Source organism: Aquisediminimonas profunda (genome assembly GCF_019443285.1).
Classification (GTDB): Bacteria; Pseudomonadota; Alphaproteobacteria; order Sphingomonadales; family Sphingomonadaceae; genus Aquisediminimonas; species Aquisediminimonas profunda.
Genome location: NZ_CP080327.1, coordinates 1765366 through 1781749 on the forward strand (window position 1 = coordinate 1765366; position 16384 = coordinate 1781749).

Below are 16384 nucleotides of genomic sequence, written 5' to 3' on the forward strand. Positions count from 1 at the left end.
GCGTGGTGAATGTGCATGAGTTTTCCGGTCGTCCGGTCAAGGTTGATGTCAATTCTGGAAGCGTCGCTTTTCGGTCACATCCATCTGCACGAGCTTGCCTTCGTGAACGGTAAGCTGGATGGCTCCGAACCGCATTCTCGCCAGCGCCTGACGGAGAATCTCGAGCTGGTCAGCATTTGACCGGGGGTGCGCGCATGTATCCTGACCTGATGTGTCGATCTGCATTTCGTTTTCCTCGAGCTGCTCAATTTCAAAATTAATATCCACTAAAAAAGTAGTCTTTAAGCAAGATAGTTTTGCTTTGATCGCTCAAAGCCGATTTCCATGCGCGACGTTTAGCCGGGCTACGTCACGGCAATTCGTGCTCCTGGCGGGGCCAATGTCTGATTCGGGATTGAAAAGGGTCACATTTGGCCCGCGGGTTTGGCGGAAGACATGCAAGAAAGAGCGAAAAACTGGCGTAAATTGCGATGGCACACAGAGTTTCGTTGCTGCTGGCATATCCAGACCCCATTTCAGGTCGCGCTGCGAGTCGACCGGTCCCGAATGCTGATCCCCACTAAATTGATAGACAAGAGTGCATTGAGACGAGTCGAGTGGAAATTGCGATTAAAGACTATTGTATCAGTAGGGAATAAGATCTTCAGACCATTTGGCCGAACTGACGTTGGGTCACTTGCCCTTCAACATTCGAAGGAGCCTGCCTTTGCGGGTGTCGACTAATTGTTCAAACCAAGGCATTTGAACGAAATGCCTGACGTTCTGAACAAGCCAGATTTCGCGACGCTAGTGCGGGCCTTTGGACGGATTGGCCTGATCAACTTTGGCGGTCCGGCAGGGCAGATTGCGTTGATGCACAAGGACCTGGTCGATGATCGCAGGTGGATTGCCGAGTCTGACTTTCTCCATGCCCTGAACTTTTGCCATCTTCTACCCGGGCCAGAAGCGCAGCAACTTGCGACTTATGTTGGTTGGCGTCTGCACGGGGTGAGGGGAGGGCTTGCGGCCGGACTTCTGTTTGTCGCGCCAGGCGCGCTGGTCATGCTCGCTCTTTCCGCGCTTTATGCCTTTGCCGCGCATCTGGGTTGGTTTGCGGCACTCTTCCTTGGGATCAAGGCCGCGGTGCTTGCCATTGTCGTGCAGGCATTGCTTCGCATCGCGGGACGAACGCTGGACACGCCCTTCAAGAAGGCACTGGCTGTCGCTGCCTTTTTTGCTCTTTTCCTGTTCAACCTGCCTTTTCCTCTCATCGTGCTGGGCTCGGGTCTTCTCGGTTTGATGGTTTCTGCGTGGCGTCCACAATGGCTGGTGAAGGCGTACCGGGTCGAGACGGAGAATGTTGGCGATCGGCCGAATTGGCGGTCGACAGCTCTCACGGTCTCAGTCTGGCTGCTGATCTGGTTTGCACCGCTGGCCCTGATTGGCCTGGCCCTGGGCCCGGATCACATCCTTTGGAAGATTGGCGTGTTCTTCTCGCAACTGGCAGTCGTGACCTTCGGAGGCGCGTATGCCGTGCTGGCTTATATGGCGCAGGAGGCAGTCCAATCCTTTGGATGGCTCCAGCCGGGGGAGATGGCCGACGGGCTTGGTCTGGCGGAAACGACGCCAGGGCCGTTGATCATGGTCACACAGTTTGTCGGATTTCTTGCTGCCTTCCGCGCGCCGGAGCCATTCACGCCGCTTTTGGCAGGTCTCGCAGGCGCAGCGCTGACCACCTGGGTGACCTTTGCGCCCTGCTTTCTCTGGATCTTTGCCTGCGCGCCGTGGATTGACCGCCTGCGTCACGCGACGCGTCTGAAAGGCGGGCTGGCAGCGATCACAGCCACAGTCGTGGGCGTGATCGGCAATCTCAGCGCCTGGTTTGCGTTGCATGTCCTCTTTCGCCGCGTTGACATGGTTGACGTCGGTTTTGCACGGTTTTCCGCACCCCTGTGGTCCAGTTTTGACGTGATTGCGGCAGGTCTTACTGCGCTGGCGTTCTTCCTGATGTTTGTTGCGCGATGGAATATTGTGCGGACACTCGGTTTGTGTGCCGGTGCTGGCTTGTTGGCGAGTTTGCTGTAAAGCGGGGATAGAGTTCGCCGCACCGCACAACGCGCCGGTTGACTTGCGCGGCGCCGCTTTCTAAGGGGAGCGCGCCTTGGCGGGGTTGCCCGTTTTCATGGCGGTTTTCCCTTAAACAAGCGGACGAATCGACATGGCTGCGAACGACCCTGAACAAGCCTCCAACGGCGCACAAGACCCACGGCTGGCATCGCTTGATGAACAGCTTCAAAAGGTCAGGCGTGCCGAGCAAGAGCGAACAGCACCATCGGCCAGTCCGGCGGCGCTGACAGGCAAGGGTGCGGGCCAGGGGCAGCGCGTTCTTTCCACGCTTCTGGGGGCGCCATTGGGGGCGGCGTTGATCGGTTGGGTGTTTGATCGCTTTGCCGGAACGACGCCAGCCGGACTGTTGATCATGCTGTTCCTCGGGTTCGGCGCGGCCATCAGTCAGGTGATACGAATTTCAAAGGAGCGGGCCGAATAGGCCTCCTCCGCTCAAAAGGAAGAACAGGGTAAGCCATGAGCGCTGCGGCCGAAGTCAAGATCGACCCGATGCATCAGTTCCAGATCGAATCGCTTGGCGGTTCGGTTCTTGATGGCACGCCTTTTCATTTTACGAATTCCGCCTTGTGGATGCTGATTGTGCTCGGCTCGATCCTTCTCTTCATGTGGGGTGGGATGAAGCGCGATCTGGTTCCCGGGCGCTGGCAGGCGGCCGTCGAAAGTGTCACGGGTTTCATTTCCGGGATGGCGCTGACCAATATCGGTCCCGAAGGCCGCAAATATACGCCCTGGATCTTCACGGTTTTCATTTTCATCCTGTTTTCCAACCTGATGGGCATGATGCCTTTTGGCATCGTTGACGCAGCCCATCCCTTCACGGTGACGAGCCAGTTCACTGTCACGGGCGTGCTTGCGGTCATCAGCTTTTCGATCGTGTTGATCGTCGGGTTCTGGAAGCACGGCTTGCACTTCTTCTCGCTGTTTGTGCCGCATGGAACGCCGGGGCCTTTGCTGCCACTGATCGTGCCGATCGAACTGATATCGTTCATGGTCCGCCCGTTCAGCCTTGCGCTTCGTCTCTTCGTGGCGATGATCGCGGGTCACATCCTTGTTCATGTGTTTGGCTATTTCATCGTCAACGGCATCAACTCGGGCACACCAATGGGCTATGGCATTTCGCTGATCAGCTTCATCTTCATAGCAGGCGTCAATGCGCTCGAACTGCTGGTCTGTGCGATCCAGGCCTATGTGTTTGCACTGCTGACCTCGCTTTACATCAATGACGCGGTGCACCTGCACTAGGGTCTGAATTCAACCACCAACGGAATTTTCAAAGGAGTTAATTATGGATCTCGAAGCTGCAAAAGTGATTGGTGCCGGCCTGGCTGCCATCGGTGTTGGCGTTGCCGCAACCGGTGTGGGCAATGTCTTCGGCTCGTTCCTTCAGGGTGCACTGCGCAATCCTGCGGCTGCAGACGGCCAGCAGGGGCGCCTGTTCATCGGCTTCGCGGCTGCTGAATTGCTTGGCCTGATCGCCTTCGCGGTCGCCATGATCATTCTTTACGCCGTTTAAGTCTTAGATACGCCGTTCCCGCGAAGGCGGGAACCTGTGCAGGATAGGGGCAAGTGTTCGGCTTGCCCCTGCCTTCGCAGGGGCGACCTGAAGGATCGACAATGCCTCAGATCAATCAGCTATTGCTTGTCTACCAGTCACAGTGGTTCTGGCTGCTGCTGGTGCTTGCTGTCATCTACATCGGTATCGGGAAGGGGATGCTCCCCAAGATCGAAAAGACTGTGGATGATCGCGATGCCAAGATTGCCGGTGATCTGGCTGCGGCCGAACAGGCCCGGGCGGCTGCTCTCGAGATAGAGGAACGGGCGAAGGCCGCGCAGGTCGAGGCACGGACTGCGGCCCAGGCCGTTGCGGCACAAGCCAAGGCTAAGGCGGCCAAGGACGCGGAAAATCGGCTTGCCAAAGCAGATGCCGAAATCGCTGCCAAGGTTGCTGAGGCAGAGGCCAGTCTTGCCAAGGCGCGGGCAAAGGCGCTTGACGGGCTCGAAGCGGTCGCAGTCGATGCGGCACAGGATATTGTTGCCAAGGTTTCAGGCGCGAAGGTCACACCTGCACAGGCAGCGAAAGCAGTGAAGGCGGTATTGGGCAATGCTTGATCTAGCGATGTTTGCTGCGGAAGCAGCCGGTGCGGTGGCGGAACATGCCGAAGAGCCGACAGCCCTTTTCCTGACGCCCGGAGGCTGGGTCGCGGCATCGATGCTCTTCGTATTCGGCATCATGCTTTATGCGAAGGTGCCCGCAATCATTGCGGCAGCACTCGACAAGCAGATCGCCGGGATCAAGGAGCAGATCGATGCGGCGGAGCGGCTGCGGATCGAAGCCGAAAGCCTCAAGGGCGAGTATGAAAAGAAGATCAAGAACGCGTCCAAGGAAGCGGCTGTTCTGAAAGCTGCTGCCGAGGAAGAGGCCAAACTGATCGTCGCAAAGGCCAAGGAAGACGCAACCGCCCTGATCGCGCGTCGGACCAAGTCAGCCGAACAGAAAATCGAAGCGGCAGAACGTGCGGCCATCGCCGATGTGCGTGCAAAAGCTGCTGAAATGGCAACAGCTGCGGCCACCCAATTGATTGCCGCCAATCATGATGCACAGGTCGACAAGGCTCTGGTCGATACGACAATCGCTCGCCTCAATTAGGCTCTGCCCGACAGGAAGGGATGTCTCGATGAAGTATTTGATCGCCTCCGCCGCACTCTTTGCCAGCCTGTCAACTGCAGCAGGCGCACAGACTGTGACAGGCCCAGCGCCCGCAGCTGCAGCTGTGGCAGCATTCTCGATCGACTCCCCAATCGAGCAGCTCGTCGCCAACCCGGCGACAAAGGCTGTCCTTGAAGCGGACTTCCCGGGCGTCACGACACATCCGGCCTATGAGCAGTTCAAGGCCATGTCGCTGAAGCAGCTTGCGCCCTATTCGAACGGTATCATTACCGACGAGATGCTTGCCAAGGCCAGCGCGGACCTCGCAGCCGTCAAGTAAGGCTTTGCACGTCGCCCCTGCCTGTGCAGGGGAGACGGAATCGCTTCATTTGGAGCGTGACCGAGTCTAGGCTGATCCAATGTCCCAGCCCGACGCACCGGATCGTTTCAACGAGGAAAAGCAGACCTACACCATTCGCGGTGTGGATCAGCCGAATCTTGAAGCCGGGGTTGCTGCGATCCGCAATGTGCTGAAGACCCTGCCGCCCAAGCCGGGCGTCTACAGGATGCACGATGCGCGAGGCGATGTCCTTTATGTCGGCAAGGCCCGGGCGCTCCGCAACAGGGTGACGAATTACACTCAAGTAGAGCGGCTACCGAACCGAATCCGGCGGATGGTCGCGCAGACGCGCAGCATGACGATTGTCACGACCAACAGCGAAGCCGAAGCGCTGCTCCTCGAAGCGCAGCTCATCAAGCGCTACCGCCCAGCTTACAATGTGTTGCTCAGGGATGACAAAAGCTTTCCCTTCATCCTGCTGCGATCCGATCACGCGTTCCCGCGGATTCAGAAGCATCGGGGCGCCCGAAAGGCCAAGGGCAATTATTACGGCCCGTTCGCCAGCGCCGGCTCGGTCAACACCACAATCAATGCGCTGCAGAAACTCTTCCTGCTCCGTTCATGCACGGACAGTTTCTTCAACAACCGAGACCGGCCGTGCCTCCTTTACCAGATCAAGCGCTGTTCCGGGCCCTGCGTCGGGCGTATCGGCGTAGATGGCTATGGCGAACTTGTTGCCGATGCAAAAGCATTCCTGGGCGGCAAATCGACTGAAGTGCAGGCAAAACTCGGCAGGGAAATGGAAGCGGCAGCAGAAGCGCTCGATTTCGAGCGCGCCGCAATCCTGCGTGATCGGCTCAAAGCGCTAACCTTCATACAAGGAAGCCAGGCAATCAACGCCTCAGGCGTTGGCAATGCCGATATCTTTGCGCTGGCGACCAAGGCCGGGCAGGTCGGCATCCAGGCCTTCTTCATTCGCGGCGGCCAGAATTGGGGCCACCGCGCATTCTTCCCGACGCACACGCAGGACTTGTCGGAAGAGGAGGTCCTGACCAGCTTCCTCGCCCAATTCTATGAAGAAGTGCCACCGCCGAGGACCATTCTGCTCGATCGCGATTTGCCAGAGGCTGCGCTGCTGGCCGAAGCGCTGGTCGAGCGGGCAGGGGGCAAGGTGGAGATTGTTCGGCCACAGCGAGGGGATCGGGTCCGCCTTGTCCAGCAAGCAACGCGCAACGCGGTCGAGGCTTTGGATCGCCGGCTCGCCGAAAGCACAACACAAGGCAAATTGCTGCAGGACGTCGCAGACTTGTTCGAACTGTCCGAACCTCCGCAGCGGATCGAAATATACGACAACAGCCATATACAGGGCACGAATGCATTGGGGGCGATGGTTGTTGCCGGGCCGGAGGGCTTCCTCAAAAGCCAGTATCGCAAGTTCAACATCAAGCGCCCCGAGACCGCTCCCGGAGACGATTTCGCAATGATGCGCGAAGTGATGGAGCGTCGCTTCGGCCGCGCCCTGGAGGAAGACCCTGACCGCGAACGCGGCCTCTGGCCCGACCTTGTCCTGATCGACGGCGGCAAGGGGCAGATGAGTGCTGTGAAGGGTGCGCTGGAAGAACTCGGTGTCGAAGATGTCCCGCTCATCGGTGTTTCCAAGGGGCCGGATCGAAATGCGGGACGCGAGACGTTCCATTTCCCGGATGGCCGGGAAATAAGCCTGCCGATCAATGCTCCGGTGCTCTTCTATCTCCAGCGCCTGCGGGATGAGGCCCATCGTTACGCCATTGGCGCACACCGGACCAAACGCAGCAAGGCCATCACCGCCAGCCCGCTGGACGAAGTGCCCGGCATCGGCCCGGCCCGAAAGAAAGCGCTGCTGATGCACTTTGGAACAGCGCGGGCTGTGCGCGATGCATCGCTGGAAGATCTGGCGCGGACGCCGGGTGTGTCAGAGACGGTGGCCCGGGTGGTGTATGATTTCTACCATGCGGGGGGATGAGACGATATCGACCGTCGCCCCTGCGCAGGGGCGACGGCTTTTCGGGACCAGGGCAAGATCCAGTCATCCTTTTCCCGAATCCTTCGATGCCCGCCAAACGCCGCACTCGCGGGTCGTTTAGGACGCCCAGCAATGATTTTGCCTTATTTCGCCACTCGGCTATCCCGTGCACATGCACATCTCGGCCTCTGCAATCATCTGTGCCGTTCGTCCGCATGGCGAAGCTGGAGCAGTCGTGCGGCTGATGACGGCGGATCATGGGCTATTGGCGGGCTATGTCCGTGGCGGGCGTTCGCGCACGATGCGGCCCGTCCTTCAACCCTCGAATATCGTCCGCGCCGAATTTCGTGCGCGCGTCGAAACGCAATTGCCGGGCCTGACCGTAGAACTTGAACGAAGCCGGGGGCCCTTGATGGCAGAGCCTCTTGCAGCGGCTGCACTCGACTGGTCAACCGCGCTGACAGCCTCCGTAGTGCCTGAACTGCACCCGTATCCGACGATTTATTCGGCTCTGGATGGGCTTCTCATTGCGATCGAGGCCGCGCCAGCCGCGCGAGGCTGGGCGGGTGCCTTGGTCAGTTACGAAGCCCTGATCCTTTCTGCGCTGGGGTTCGGGCATGGCGATGGCGGACGGCCGGACGACTGGACGGATGTGCTTGCGAGCCTCAACCAGTCCGGCGCCCGGCTTGACCGCTATCTGTTCGCCGACAGGCGTGCTGATGTACTTGCCGCGCGCGAACGTCTGGTCGAGCGGTTGAAAAGGGCGGCGGCTTAGGCCAAAGCGCGGCTCGCTTTCCCGAACGGAGTCGATCATGCGCGTTGCCCTGCTGCCCGGAGACGGGATTGGTCCAGAAGTGATTGCCGAAGCACGGCGGGTCCTTGATGCGCTCGGGCTCGACTTGACCTATGAAGAGGCTCTGGTTGGTGGGGCTGCCTACAAGGCGACCGGCCATCCTCTTCCATCGGACACGCTGGAGGTCGCCAAGCGTGCTGATGCGATCCTGTTCGGTGCCGTTGGCGATCCCGATTGTGACGCGCTGGAACGGCATTTGCGGCCCGAACAGGCGATTCTTGGCTTGCGCAAGGAACTCACGCTCTTTGCCAACCTGCGTCCGGCAAAACTGTTTCCTGAACTGGCAGACGCATCGGCACTCCGTCCCGAGGTCGCTGGACAGATCGACATGGTCATTGTCCGTGAACTCAATGGCGACGTCTATTTTGGCGAGAAGGGCATGCGCAAGACGACCGATGGCAAGCGCGAAGGCTATGACGTCATGTCCTATGACGAGGACGAGGTGCGCCGGATTGCTCGGGTCGGCTTTGAAACAGCACGTGCGCGAAAAGGTCGTCTCTGCTCGGTCGACAAGGCCAATGTGCTGGAGACTTCGCAGCTCTGGCGCGATGTGGTGATCGAGACGGCGGCGGAGTATCCGGAAATCGCGCTCAGCCATATGTATGTGGACAATGCAGCCATGCAACTTGTTCGCAACCCAGGCCAGTTCGATGTGATCGTGACGGGCAATCTGTTCGGCGACATTCTCTCCGACCAGGCAAGCATGTGCGCGGGGTCGATCGGCATGTTGCCCAGCGCGTCGCTCGATGCGAACCAGAAAGGCCTTTATGAGCCGATCCACGGCTCCGCTCCTGACATTGCAGGGCAGGGCAAGGCAAACCCCTTGGCGACGATCCTGTCTGCTGCGATGCTGCTGCGCTACTCGCTTGCGCAGCCTCAAGCTGCTGACCGGATCGAAGCGGCAGTGGCCCGAGCGCTTGCGGCAGGTGCCCGCTCGCCTGACCTTGGCGGCACCATGTCGACAAACCAGATGGGTGATGCCGTCCTTGCCGCATTGACCTGAGCCGCGCTCCATCGGAAAAGCAGAGACATGAAACGCACCACCGGCCAGAATCGTTCGATTACCCGCACATGGCGCCCGGCCACACAGGCTGTCCGTGGCGGGACCTGGCGCTCGGAACAGGGCGAAACGTCCGAAGCCATTTTCGTCTCGTCAGGCTACAGCTATGACGATGCGGAAACGGTTGCCGCGCGTTTTGCGGGCGAGCAGGCGGGGATGACCTATTCCCGCCTCCAGAACCCGACGGTCCAGATGCTGGAAGAACGCATTGCATTGATGGAAGGTGCAGAAGCCTGCCGTGCGCAGGCGACGGGCATGGCAGCGATGACAACCGCGCTCCTCTGCCAGCTCAAGACCGGCGATCATGTCGTGGCGGCGCGCGCGGCATTCGGGTCTTGCCGCTGGCTCACAGACAATCTGCTCCCCAAGTTCGGGATCGAGACAACGACGATTGACGCGCGCGACAACGATGCCTGGAAGGCCGCAATTCGCCCGAATACAAAGGTCTTCTTTTTCGAGACCCCGGCCAACCCGACAATGGATATCGTGGATCTCGCCTATGTCTGCGGGCTGGCGCGCGAGAACGGCATCACGAGCGTCGTGGACAATGCCTTTGCCACTTCAGCGCTGCAGCGGCCGCTTGAATTCGGCGCCGATGTCGTCGCCTATTCGGCGACCAAGATGATGGACGGGCAGGGACGCGTGCTGGCTGGCGCCGTATGCGGTAGTCAGGCCTTTATCGATGAAGTGCTTTTGCCGTTCCAACGCAATACCGGGCCGAATCTCTCTCCCTTCAATGCGTGGGTGATCCTCAAGGCGCTGGAGACGCTGGACCTCCGCGCAAAGCGCCAATCCGAGAATGCGCTGATTGTCGGCAAGTTTCTCGAGGGCCGCGTACCCAAAATGCTTCACCCCGGCTTGCCGAGCCATCCACAGCACAATCTTGCGATGCGCCAGATGTCCGCCTGCGGCCCGATCTTCTCCTTCATTCTTGACGGCGGTCGCAAGCAGGCAATGGCCTTGCTCAATGCAATCGAACTGATCGACATTTCGAACAATATCGGCGACAGTCGCAGCCTGATGACTCACCCATCGTCGACAACACATAGTGGCCTCTCAGAAGACGTACGCGCCGACATGGGCGTTGAGGAGGGGATGCTGCGCATCAACATCGGCCTTGAAGACCCGGCTGACCTGATTGACGATCTCGATCAGGCGCTCAAGGTGGTGGGGCTGTGAAGTCGCTCTTCCGTTATGCTGCGGAAACGCGAGGCTTCATTGTCCGTGTGTCGGTCAGCTTCCTGCCGGAGCAGTCCGAAGTCGGCAAGGGACGCTGGTTCTGGGCCTATCATATCCGGATTGAAAATGAGGGATTGATGGCAGCGCAGTTGTTGACCCGACACTGGGATATTCGCGACGCAAATGGCGTGCATCACATCGTTGACGGCGAAGGCGTTGTTGGCGAGCAGCCGGTGATCAAGCCGGGCGGAGCCTATGATTATGTATCGGGTTGTCCTTTGACGACTCCGAGTGGATCGATGCAGGGCAGTTACCAGATGTTGGGCGAAGACGGATCGCGGTTCGACATTGCGATTCCCAAATTTGCATTGACCACGCCTGTGACGGCCGGATGAAGCGCACGCATCTGCCCCTGAATGGCCTGCGCGTCCTTGATGCAGCCGCGCGGCACCTGTCTTTCACCCGAGCGGCGGACGAACTGGCCGTGACTCCAGCAGCCGTAGGCCAACAAATCCGTGCGCTTGAAGACGTCTTGGGCGTCGTCCTGTTCAGGCGAACGCCAAAGGGTCTTGAGCTTACTCCGGAAGCCGAAGGCGGGCTTGATGCGTTGCGGGCTGGATTTCTGCAGTTCGAAGAGGCGGTGCGAGCTATGCAGGCGCAGCAATCGTCCAAATCGCTCACCATTGCTGCGCCGAGAGATTTTACGGCCAAATGGCTCGCCCCGCGTCTTGCTGCCTATGGCCGCAATGACCCTGAACTGCGCTTTGCCCTTGTCGCTGCGGATGACACGCTTGATTTTACTGAGGCCAATCTCGATCTTGCAATCCGTTTCGGAAAAAATGGCGGCGAACATGAAAGCGTGCGCCTTGCAGAAGGGGCGATGGTCACGGTTGAATCGCCCCATGGTGGGGGAGACACGATGATTGCCTGGCCGGGCTGCGAAGGACTTGAAGGTATCGCCGCGTTGCGGGTTGCTGACGCAGGCTTGGCAATTGACGCGGCGGCAAATGGCTTCGGGCGTGCCTGTGTTCCTCATCTTCTGGTTGAAGCGGACATTGCTGCTGGCCGGGTTCGGGCCACCGAAAACGCCAAGCCGTCAGAGAATGCTTATTGGCTTGTCGCGCCCCTTCCGCAATGGCGCCAGAAAAAGGTCCGAGCGCTGGTCGAGGCTCTGAGCGGGTAGATAAGCCCTTGATGTGCAAATTTTGCGCTAGCAGTGTCATGGTTGTTAACCTTTGCGCGTTTCAAGGGCGCCATGACAATCGACCGATCTGGATTCGGCCTCGCCCTTCCGCTCGGACTGGGCTGCAGTCGGCTTGGCTCAGTTCTCGGGCCCGGCAACGATGCTGCGACGGCATTGATCGCGGCTGCTCTGGATCAGGGCATCAGATTTTTCGATACAGCCGCCATTTATGCGCAAGGGGACAGCGAGCGACTTCTCGGTCGTGCACTTGGGAGGCGGCAGGATTGCATCATCTGCTCAAAGGTCGGGCAGCAACTTCCATTGCCGAACCCTGCGCTGATTCCCATCAAGCGGCTCGCACGATTGGCTGCTGCTCGATCGCCTGCTGCGCGGCGTTTAGTGGCGAAGGCGCGTGCGCAACTGCTGCCCCGCAACTGGTCGCCCAACTTCCTTGCGGAAGCCATAGAAGCAAGCCTGAGGCGGCTCGGCCGGGATCAGGTTGACATTATGCTCCTGCATGGCCCGCCGAGCTCGGTGCTGAAGGACGGAGATGCAGTGAACGCGCTCGATCAAGCCCGTCGCGCTGGCAAGATCGGCAGGATCGGCGTTTCGGCAGACGATGTTCCATCTGCCTTGTCTGCCCTTTGCGATGATCGCGTCCAAGTGTTGCAAATACCGCTCTTGCCTCAGTCGTTGGAGTTCGAGCCTGTCATCGCAAAGGCGGCAGGGGTCGGTGTTGCCGTCATTGCGCGCGAAGTTCTTGGTGGGCCGCAGGCGATTTCCGGCGAGATCAGGCCGGAGCGCTTCGCAGCAGCCCGCATAGCCGAACTCGCTGCGCGGCAGGAACTGGCCGTTACGCTGATTGGCACAACGAACGAAGTTCATCTGCGCGAGGCATTAGGCCAAGCAATTGGCGTGGGCAGGGGGCCACTCACATTGCGTTCGAACAAACCTTTGGCCAAGGAGCAGCAATTATCCCTCGGATTGGCCTGAGTCCTCCCGGTTCAACGACACGCCCCATTAAAGTCAAAGGAATCAGAACCGGATCATGATGGCTTCTGCAAGCCGCGGTGACATCGAATGCACCAGCTTGAGCAGCTTCACCATGCCAACATTGGCTTCTTCGCTGTCCCGCTCGATTGCCGTGACAATTTGCGCAGCACATTGTTCCGGCTTCATTTTCGAACCACTGCGCGCGGCTGTCATGGCCGTATCGACCACCGGGGGCAGGGCCTCGATAACGGTAATGTTCGAGCCACGCAGTTGGTAGCGGATGGCCTTGGTAAAGCTGCGCAGTCCCGCCTTTGTGGCGCAATAGACGGGTCCGCCCGCTCGCGGCGCAATTGCAAGGCCCGATGTCACATTGACAATTGCAGCCTGCGGCCGCTCCCTCAAGCGCGGCACGAGCAGTGCGGTAAGCCGGATGGGAGCATCAAGGTTGAGGAAAATTGTCCGGTCGACGGCATCGAGGTCGATCTGTTCACCAAGGTCGAAATCCACACCTGCTCCGGCATTGTTGACAAGAATGTCGAGCGTACGGCCCTTCATCGCGTCGACCAATGCCTTGACACCTGCCAGTGACGACAAGTCGGCTTCTATCGCTTCCAGTCCTTCAGCCGTCGCCGATTCGAGGAGATTGGCGCGACGACCGCACACAATAACAGAGGCGCCCTTTTCCTTCAGCAAGCGCGCAATGCACAAGCCAATGCCATCAGTTCCTCCAGTGACCAACGCCACTTTTCCGCGGATATCCATAACTTCTCCATTCCCCACTTATGTCATTCGTCTGCGTAGATCGCCACTTGTCGCATGCCTCCGGAATCTGCACGGCCTCGATACATGCCTGGCGTGTTGAAGGCCCAACCCGATGTTCCGTGAGCAGGGGCCAAGATCACGCCGCCTTTACCCCCAAGAGCGGACAGTTCATCAATCAGGGTATTTGCCGCCGATAGCATATCTATCCCGCACAGTCGCGTTATGGCGGCAATTTCGTGGGCCACGCCGAGCCGAATGAAATATTCACCCGCCCCAGTGCATGAAATGGCGCCGGCACGATCATCGGCATATGTCCCGGCCCCGATCAATGGCGAATCCCCAACGCGGCCCCATTTCTTGCCGGTCAGTCCGCCAGTAGATGTTGCTGCGGCGACATGGCCGGACAAATCGCGGGCAACTGCACCCACTGTTCCGTATTTCATCCCGAGGTCGAACGGCGCATCCGGATTGGCAAGGAGTTCGTCGAGTTGCCGACGCCGCTCAGCCGTTTCGAACCATTCTGGTCCTGCATCCTCAATCGCTTTGGCACGCGCAAATGCATCCGCTCCAGATCCCGCCAGGAAAACGTGAGGGCTTTGCTCCATCACCGCTCGGGCGAGAACGATCGGATTGCGCGTGGAACGGACACCAGCGACGGCTCCGGCCATACGATTGCTGCCATCCATGATCGCAGCGTCGCATTCTACCCGCCCTTCCGCTGTAAACACCGAACCGCGACCGGCATTGAATAGCGGATTATCTTCCAGAACCCGCACGGCGGCTTCGACTGCGTCAAGCGAGGGGCCGCCCGCGCTCAGGACAGCAATCCCCGCATCCAGCGCAGCAGCCAGTCCGGCGCGCGCCAGGCGATCCTGTTCCTGACTGAGCATTGATCGGTCCATTGATCCTGCCCCGCCATGAATGGCGATGGACCAGCCACTGGCTTCGGCGGTTGTCAAAACCGCATCGCCAAGGACATGCCTGCGCCTTTGCTGTCACCCCAAGGCACGACCAATGCCGTTCGATTTGGCCGGTCGCGGGTAATCAGGAATCCCGAAGTTGTCCCGATCGCAGCGCCCGCCACGACATCATACCAGTGATGCTTGTCTGCCTTGACGCGGGCAAAGCCGACAAAGCTTGCAACGACAAATGCAGGTATTCCATATGTTTGGCCTTGCCGATTGAAAAGAGTGGCTGCTGCTGCAAAAGACATGCTTGTGTGGCCTGACGGAAAGCTCTTGCGGTCGCTGCCATCAGGCCGCAGTTCGGGAAATGTCTCCTTCAAACCGAAGGTAACGAGTTGTGCTGCCGCAATTGACCCTCCGGCTTGAATGGCACCATTTGTATCGCCCTTGATCAATGGCGTTCCGACAGCCAGCGCAGCAAGGCCATAGGCGCCAATATCGCTAAGCGTTGCGTAGGTTTTTTCATTCTTGGCATAGGCCGGACTGGAGAGCGCAATAGATGATGCGACACAAGTGATCGCGATTTTGGAGATGATAGGGCGCATGAGGCTTACTCCTCGTTTGGGAAGCGATCCTGAAGGGGTGACATACACCCGCAGGATGTGCAAGACGCTCCAGTCATGATCAACTATCGCCCCGCCGTCGCCGAGGATGCGCCTGCATTGGCTGAACTTGGCCATACCAGTTTTGTGGATGCGTTCGGGCATCTCTACAGTGCCGAGAACCTGAACAGGTTCCTAGAGCAGACCTACTCCCTTTCAAAAATCGAGTCGGAGATTGCAAACCCCGACCGGTTGTATCGTATCGCCGAACGCGCGGGGCGGATGTTAGGCTATTGCAAGCTTGGGTTCGATACCACGCTTGACCATGACAGCAGGGGAAGGCGCGTGATGGAGCTCAAACAGCTTTACATGCTGGGCGGTGAAACGGGCAGCGGCCTTGGTGCGGAACTCATGGCATGGGCCCTGAGCGAAGCGCATGCGCGCGAATTTGAGGATGTCATCCTGAGCGTGTGGAGCGAAAATAAAGCGGCTCAGCGCTTTTACGCGCGATACGGCTTTGAGAAGATCGGGGATACAATTTTCATGGTGGGAGACCATCGCGATGAAGAATATCTGATGGGATTGCGACTGCGGTAACGCCGCGCCTATAAGCAGGGTTATGTCTTCGATACGCCCCTGGCGCGATATTGCGCGCCGAAAGTCCCGCCAGATCATGGTTGGCAATGTGCCCGTCGGCGGGGATGCCCCGATCAGCGTCCAGACAATGACAAATACGCTCACATCTGACGCGAAGGCGACGATCGACCAGATTCGCAGGTGCGAGGAGGCTGGTGTCGATATTATTCGCGTATCCTGTCCCGATGTCGAATCGACAGCCGCACTGAAACAGATCGTGCGGGCGGCTCGTGTCCCGATCGTTGCGGACATCCATTTTCACTACAAGCGTGCGCTTGAGGCCGCCGATGCAGGTGCTGCCTGCCTTCGGATCAATCCCGGCAACATTGGATCGTCGGAGCGGGTGCGAGAAGTTGTCAATGCGGCCAAGGCCAACGGCTGTGCAATCCGGATCGGCGTGAACGCAGGCAGCCTAGAGAAGGACCTGCTCGAAAAATATGGCGAGCCATGTCCGGACGCGCTTGTGGAGAGCGCACTCGATCATATCAAGCTTTTGGAAGATCACGATTTCCGTGAGTACAAGGTGGCGGTCAAGGCGTCCGACGTCTTCCTTGCCGTGTCCGCCTATATGGGGTTGGCCGAGGCAGTCGACTGTCCCCTGCATCTGGGCATAACCGAGGCCGGGGGTCTTATTGGAGGCACTGTCAAATCCGCGATTGGCATCGGCAACCTGCTTTGGGCGGGGATCGGGGACACCATCCGTGTCTCGCTTTCTGCAGAACCGGAAGAGGAAGTCAGGGTCGGGTATGAGATCCTCAAGTCATTGGGCGTAAGGACGCGTGGAGTGCGGATTGTGTCCTGTCCGTCCTGTGCCAGGCAAGGATTTGATGTGATCCGCACTGTGCAGAAGCTGGAAGAACGGTTGCAGCATATTCACACGCCGCTTTCGCTTTCGGTCCTTGGCTGTGTCGTCAATGGACCTGGCGAAGCACGCGAGACCGACATCGGGCTGACAGGCGGCGGCGCAGGCAAGCATATGGTCTATTTGTCCGGAGTGACCGATCATCACATTCAGGACGAGGAGATGGTCGATCATATTGTGCAACTGGTGGAACAGAAAGCGGCAGAGATCGAAGCCGGCGTGTCGAAAGCCGCAGCTTGAGCACCGCCATTGTC

Annotated in this window: 20 protein-coding genes; 16 read left to right on the forward strand and 4 right to left on the reverse strand. The window is 59.0% G+C overall.

Going from position 1 to position 16384, the window contains the following annotated elements; all coding sequences use genetic code 11:
- Positions 1–48: 48 nt before the first annotated feature.
- The gene (locus tag K0O24_RS08750; protein WP_246610934.1) at positions 49–267 is read right to left on the reverse strand and encodes a YezD family protein; all 219 of its coding nucleotides are present in this window, start codon (positions 265–267) and stop codon (positions 49–51) included.
- Positions 268–750: 483 nt separating this feature from the next.
- On the opposite strand from K0O24_RS08750, the gene chrA reads away from it, so the two are divergent.
- From chrA to K0O24_RS08820, 14 genes are all read left to right on the forward strand, one after another.
- Positions 751–2064 (forward strand): chromate efflux transporter, encoded by a 1314-nt coding sequence (gene chrA / locus K0O24_RS08755; protein ID WP_219892375.1) that lies wholly within the window; start codon positions 751–753, stop codon positions 2062–2064.
- Between the two features lie 133 nt (positions 2065–2197).
- Positions 2198–2527, forward strand: a complete 330-nt coding sequence (locus tag K0O24_RS08760; RefSeq protein ID WP_219892376.1) for an AtpZ/AtpI family protein — start codon at positions 2198–2200, stop codon at positions 2525–2527.
- A gap of 35 nt (positions 2528–2562) precedes the next feature.
- Entirely contained in the window at positions 2563–3348 is a 786-nt protein-coding gene (locus tag K0O24_RS08765) for a F0F1 ATP synthase subunit A (protein ID WP_219892377.1), read from the forward strand.
- Positions 3349–3391: 43 nt separating this feature from the next.
- Positions 3392–3619 (forward strand): F0F1 ATP synthase subunit C, encoded by a 228-nt coding sequence (locus K0O24_RS08770; RefSeq protein ID WP_219892378.1) that lies wholly within the window; start codon positions 3392–3394, stop codon positions 3617–3619.
- Positions 3620–3720: 101 nt separating this feature from the next.
- On the forward strand, positions 3721–4215 hold the full coding sequence (locus K0O24_RS08775; protein WP_219892379.1) for a F0F1 ATP synthase subunit B family protein: 495 nt from the start codon (positions 3721–3723) through the stop codon (positions 4213–4215).
- Positions 4208–4753 (forward strand): F0F1 ATP synthase subunit B family protein, encoded by a 546-nt coding sequence (locus tag K0O24_RS08780; RefSeq protein WP_219892380.1) that lies wholly within the window; start codon positions 4208–4210, stop codon positions 4751–4753. Before K0O24_RS08775 ends, K0O24_RS08780 begins: the two co-directional genes overlap by 8 nt.
- A gap of 28 nt (positions 4754–4781) precedes the next feature.
- Complete coding sequence (locus K0O24_RS08785; RefSeq protein ID WP_219892381.1) at positions 4782–5093, forward strand: hypothetical protein; 312 nt, start codon at positions 4782–4784, stop codon at positions 5091–5093.
- A 79-nt stretch (positions 5094–5172) separates the two neighbouring features.
- Entirely contained in the window at positions 5173–7095 is a 1923-nt protein-coding gene (uvrC, locus tag K0O24_RS08790; protein ID WP_219892382.1) for an excinuclease ABC subunit UvrC, read from the forward strand.
- A gap of 172 nt (positions 7096–7267) precedes the next feature.
- On the forward strand, positions 7268–7870 hold the full coding sequence (recO, locus tag K0O24_RS08795) for a DNA repair protein RecO (RefSeq protein ID WP_219892383.1): 603 nt from the start codon (positions 7268–7270) through the stop codon (positions 7868–7870).
- A 37-nt stretch (positions 7871–7907) separates the two neighbouring features.
- Positions 7908–8951, forward strand: coding sequence for a 3-isopropylmalate dehydrogenase (gene leuB, locus K0O24_RS08800; RefSeq protein ID WP_219892384.1), 1044 nt, complete (start codon positions 7908–7910; stop codon positions 8949–8951).
- 27 nt (positions 8952–8978) lie between these two features.
- Positions 8979–10187: a trans-sulfuration enzyme family protein gene (locus K0O24_RS08805; RefSeq protein ID WP_219892385.1), complete on the forward strand. Its 1209-nt coding sequence runs from the start codon at positions 8979–8981 to the stop codon at positions 10185–10187.
- The gene (gene apaG / locus K0O24_RS08810) at positions 10184–10582 is read left to right on the forward strand and encodes a Co2+/Mg2+ efflux protein ApaG (protein WP_219892386.1); all 399 of its coding nucleotides are present in this window, start codon (positions 10184–10186) and stop codon (positions 10580–10582) included. Before K0O24_RS08805 ends, apaG begins: the two co-directional genes overlap by 4 nt.
- On the forward strand, positions 10579–11370 hold the full coding sequence (locus K0O24_RS08815) for a LysR substrate-binding domain-containing protein (protein ID WP_219892387.1): 792 nt from the start codon (positions 10579–10581) through the stop codon (positions 11368–11370). The genes apaG and K0O24_RS08815 overlap by 4 nt, the downstream gene beginning before the upstream one ends.
- A gap of 72 nt (positions 11371–11442) precedes the next feature.
- Positions 11443–12363, forward strand: coding sequence for an aldo/keto reductase (locus K0O24_RS08820; RefSeq protein WP_219892388.1), 921 nt, complete (start codon positions 11443–11445; stop codon positions 12361–12363).
- A gap of 42 nt (positions 12364–12405) precedes the next feature.
- On the opposite strand, the gene K0O24_RS08825 is transcribed toward K0O24_RS08820, so the two are convergent.
- Genes K0O24_RS08825 through K0O24_RS08835 form a run of 3 tightly spaced genes read right to left on the reverse strand, consistent with a single transcriptional unit; the run spans position 12406 to position 14635 of the window.
- Positions 12406–13125 (reverse strand): SDR family oxidoreductase, encoded by a 720-nt coding sequence (locus K0O24_RS08825; protein ID WP_219892389.1) that lies wholly within the window; start codon positions 13123–13125, stop codon positions 12406–12408.
- Between the two features lie 23 nt (positions 13126–13148).
- A complete protein-coding gene (locus K0O24_RS08830; RefSeq protein ID WP_281421627.1) occupies positions 13149–14084 on the reverse strand; it encodes an isoaspartyl peptidase/L-asparaginase family protein in 936 nt (311 codons plus the stop codon).
- Complete coding sequence (locus K0O24_RS08835; protein WP_219892390.1) at positions 14081–14635, reverse strand: phosphatase PAP2 family protein; 555 nt, start codon at positions 14633–14635, stop codon at positions 14081–14083. Before K0O24_RS08835 ends, K0O24_RS08830 begins: the two co-directional genes overlap by 4 nt.
- A gap of 75 nt (positions 14636–14710) precedes the next feature.
- On the opposite strand from K0O24_RS08835, the gene K0O24_RS08840 reads away from it, so the two are divergent.
- Both K0O24_RS08840 and ispG read left to right on the forward strand, forming a co-directional pair.
- Positions 14711–15229 (forward strand): GNAT family N-acetyltransferase, encoded by a 519-nt coding sequence (locus K0O24_RS08840; RefSeq protein ID WP_219892391.1) that lies wholly within the window; start codon positions 14711–14713, stop codon positions 15227–15229.
- A 22-nt stretch (positions 15230–15251) separates the two neighbouring features.
- Entirely contained in the window at positions 15252–16370 is a 1119-nt protein-coding gene (gene ispG / locus K0O24_RS08845) for a flavodoxin-dependent (E)-4-hydroxy-3-methylbut-2-enyl-diphosphate synthase (protein ID WP_219892392.1), read from the forward strand.
- The last annotated feature ends 14 nt before the right edge of the window (positions 16371–16384 follow it).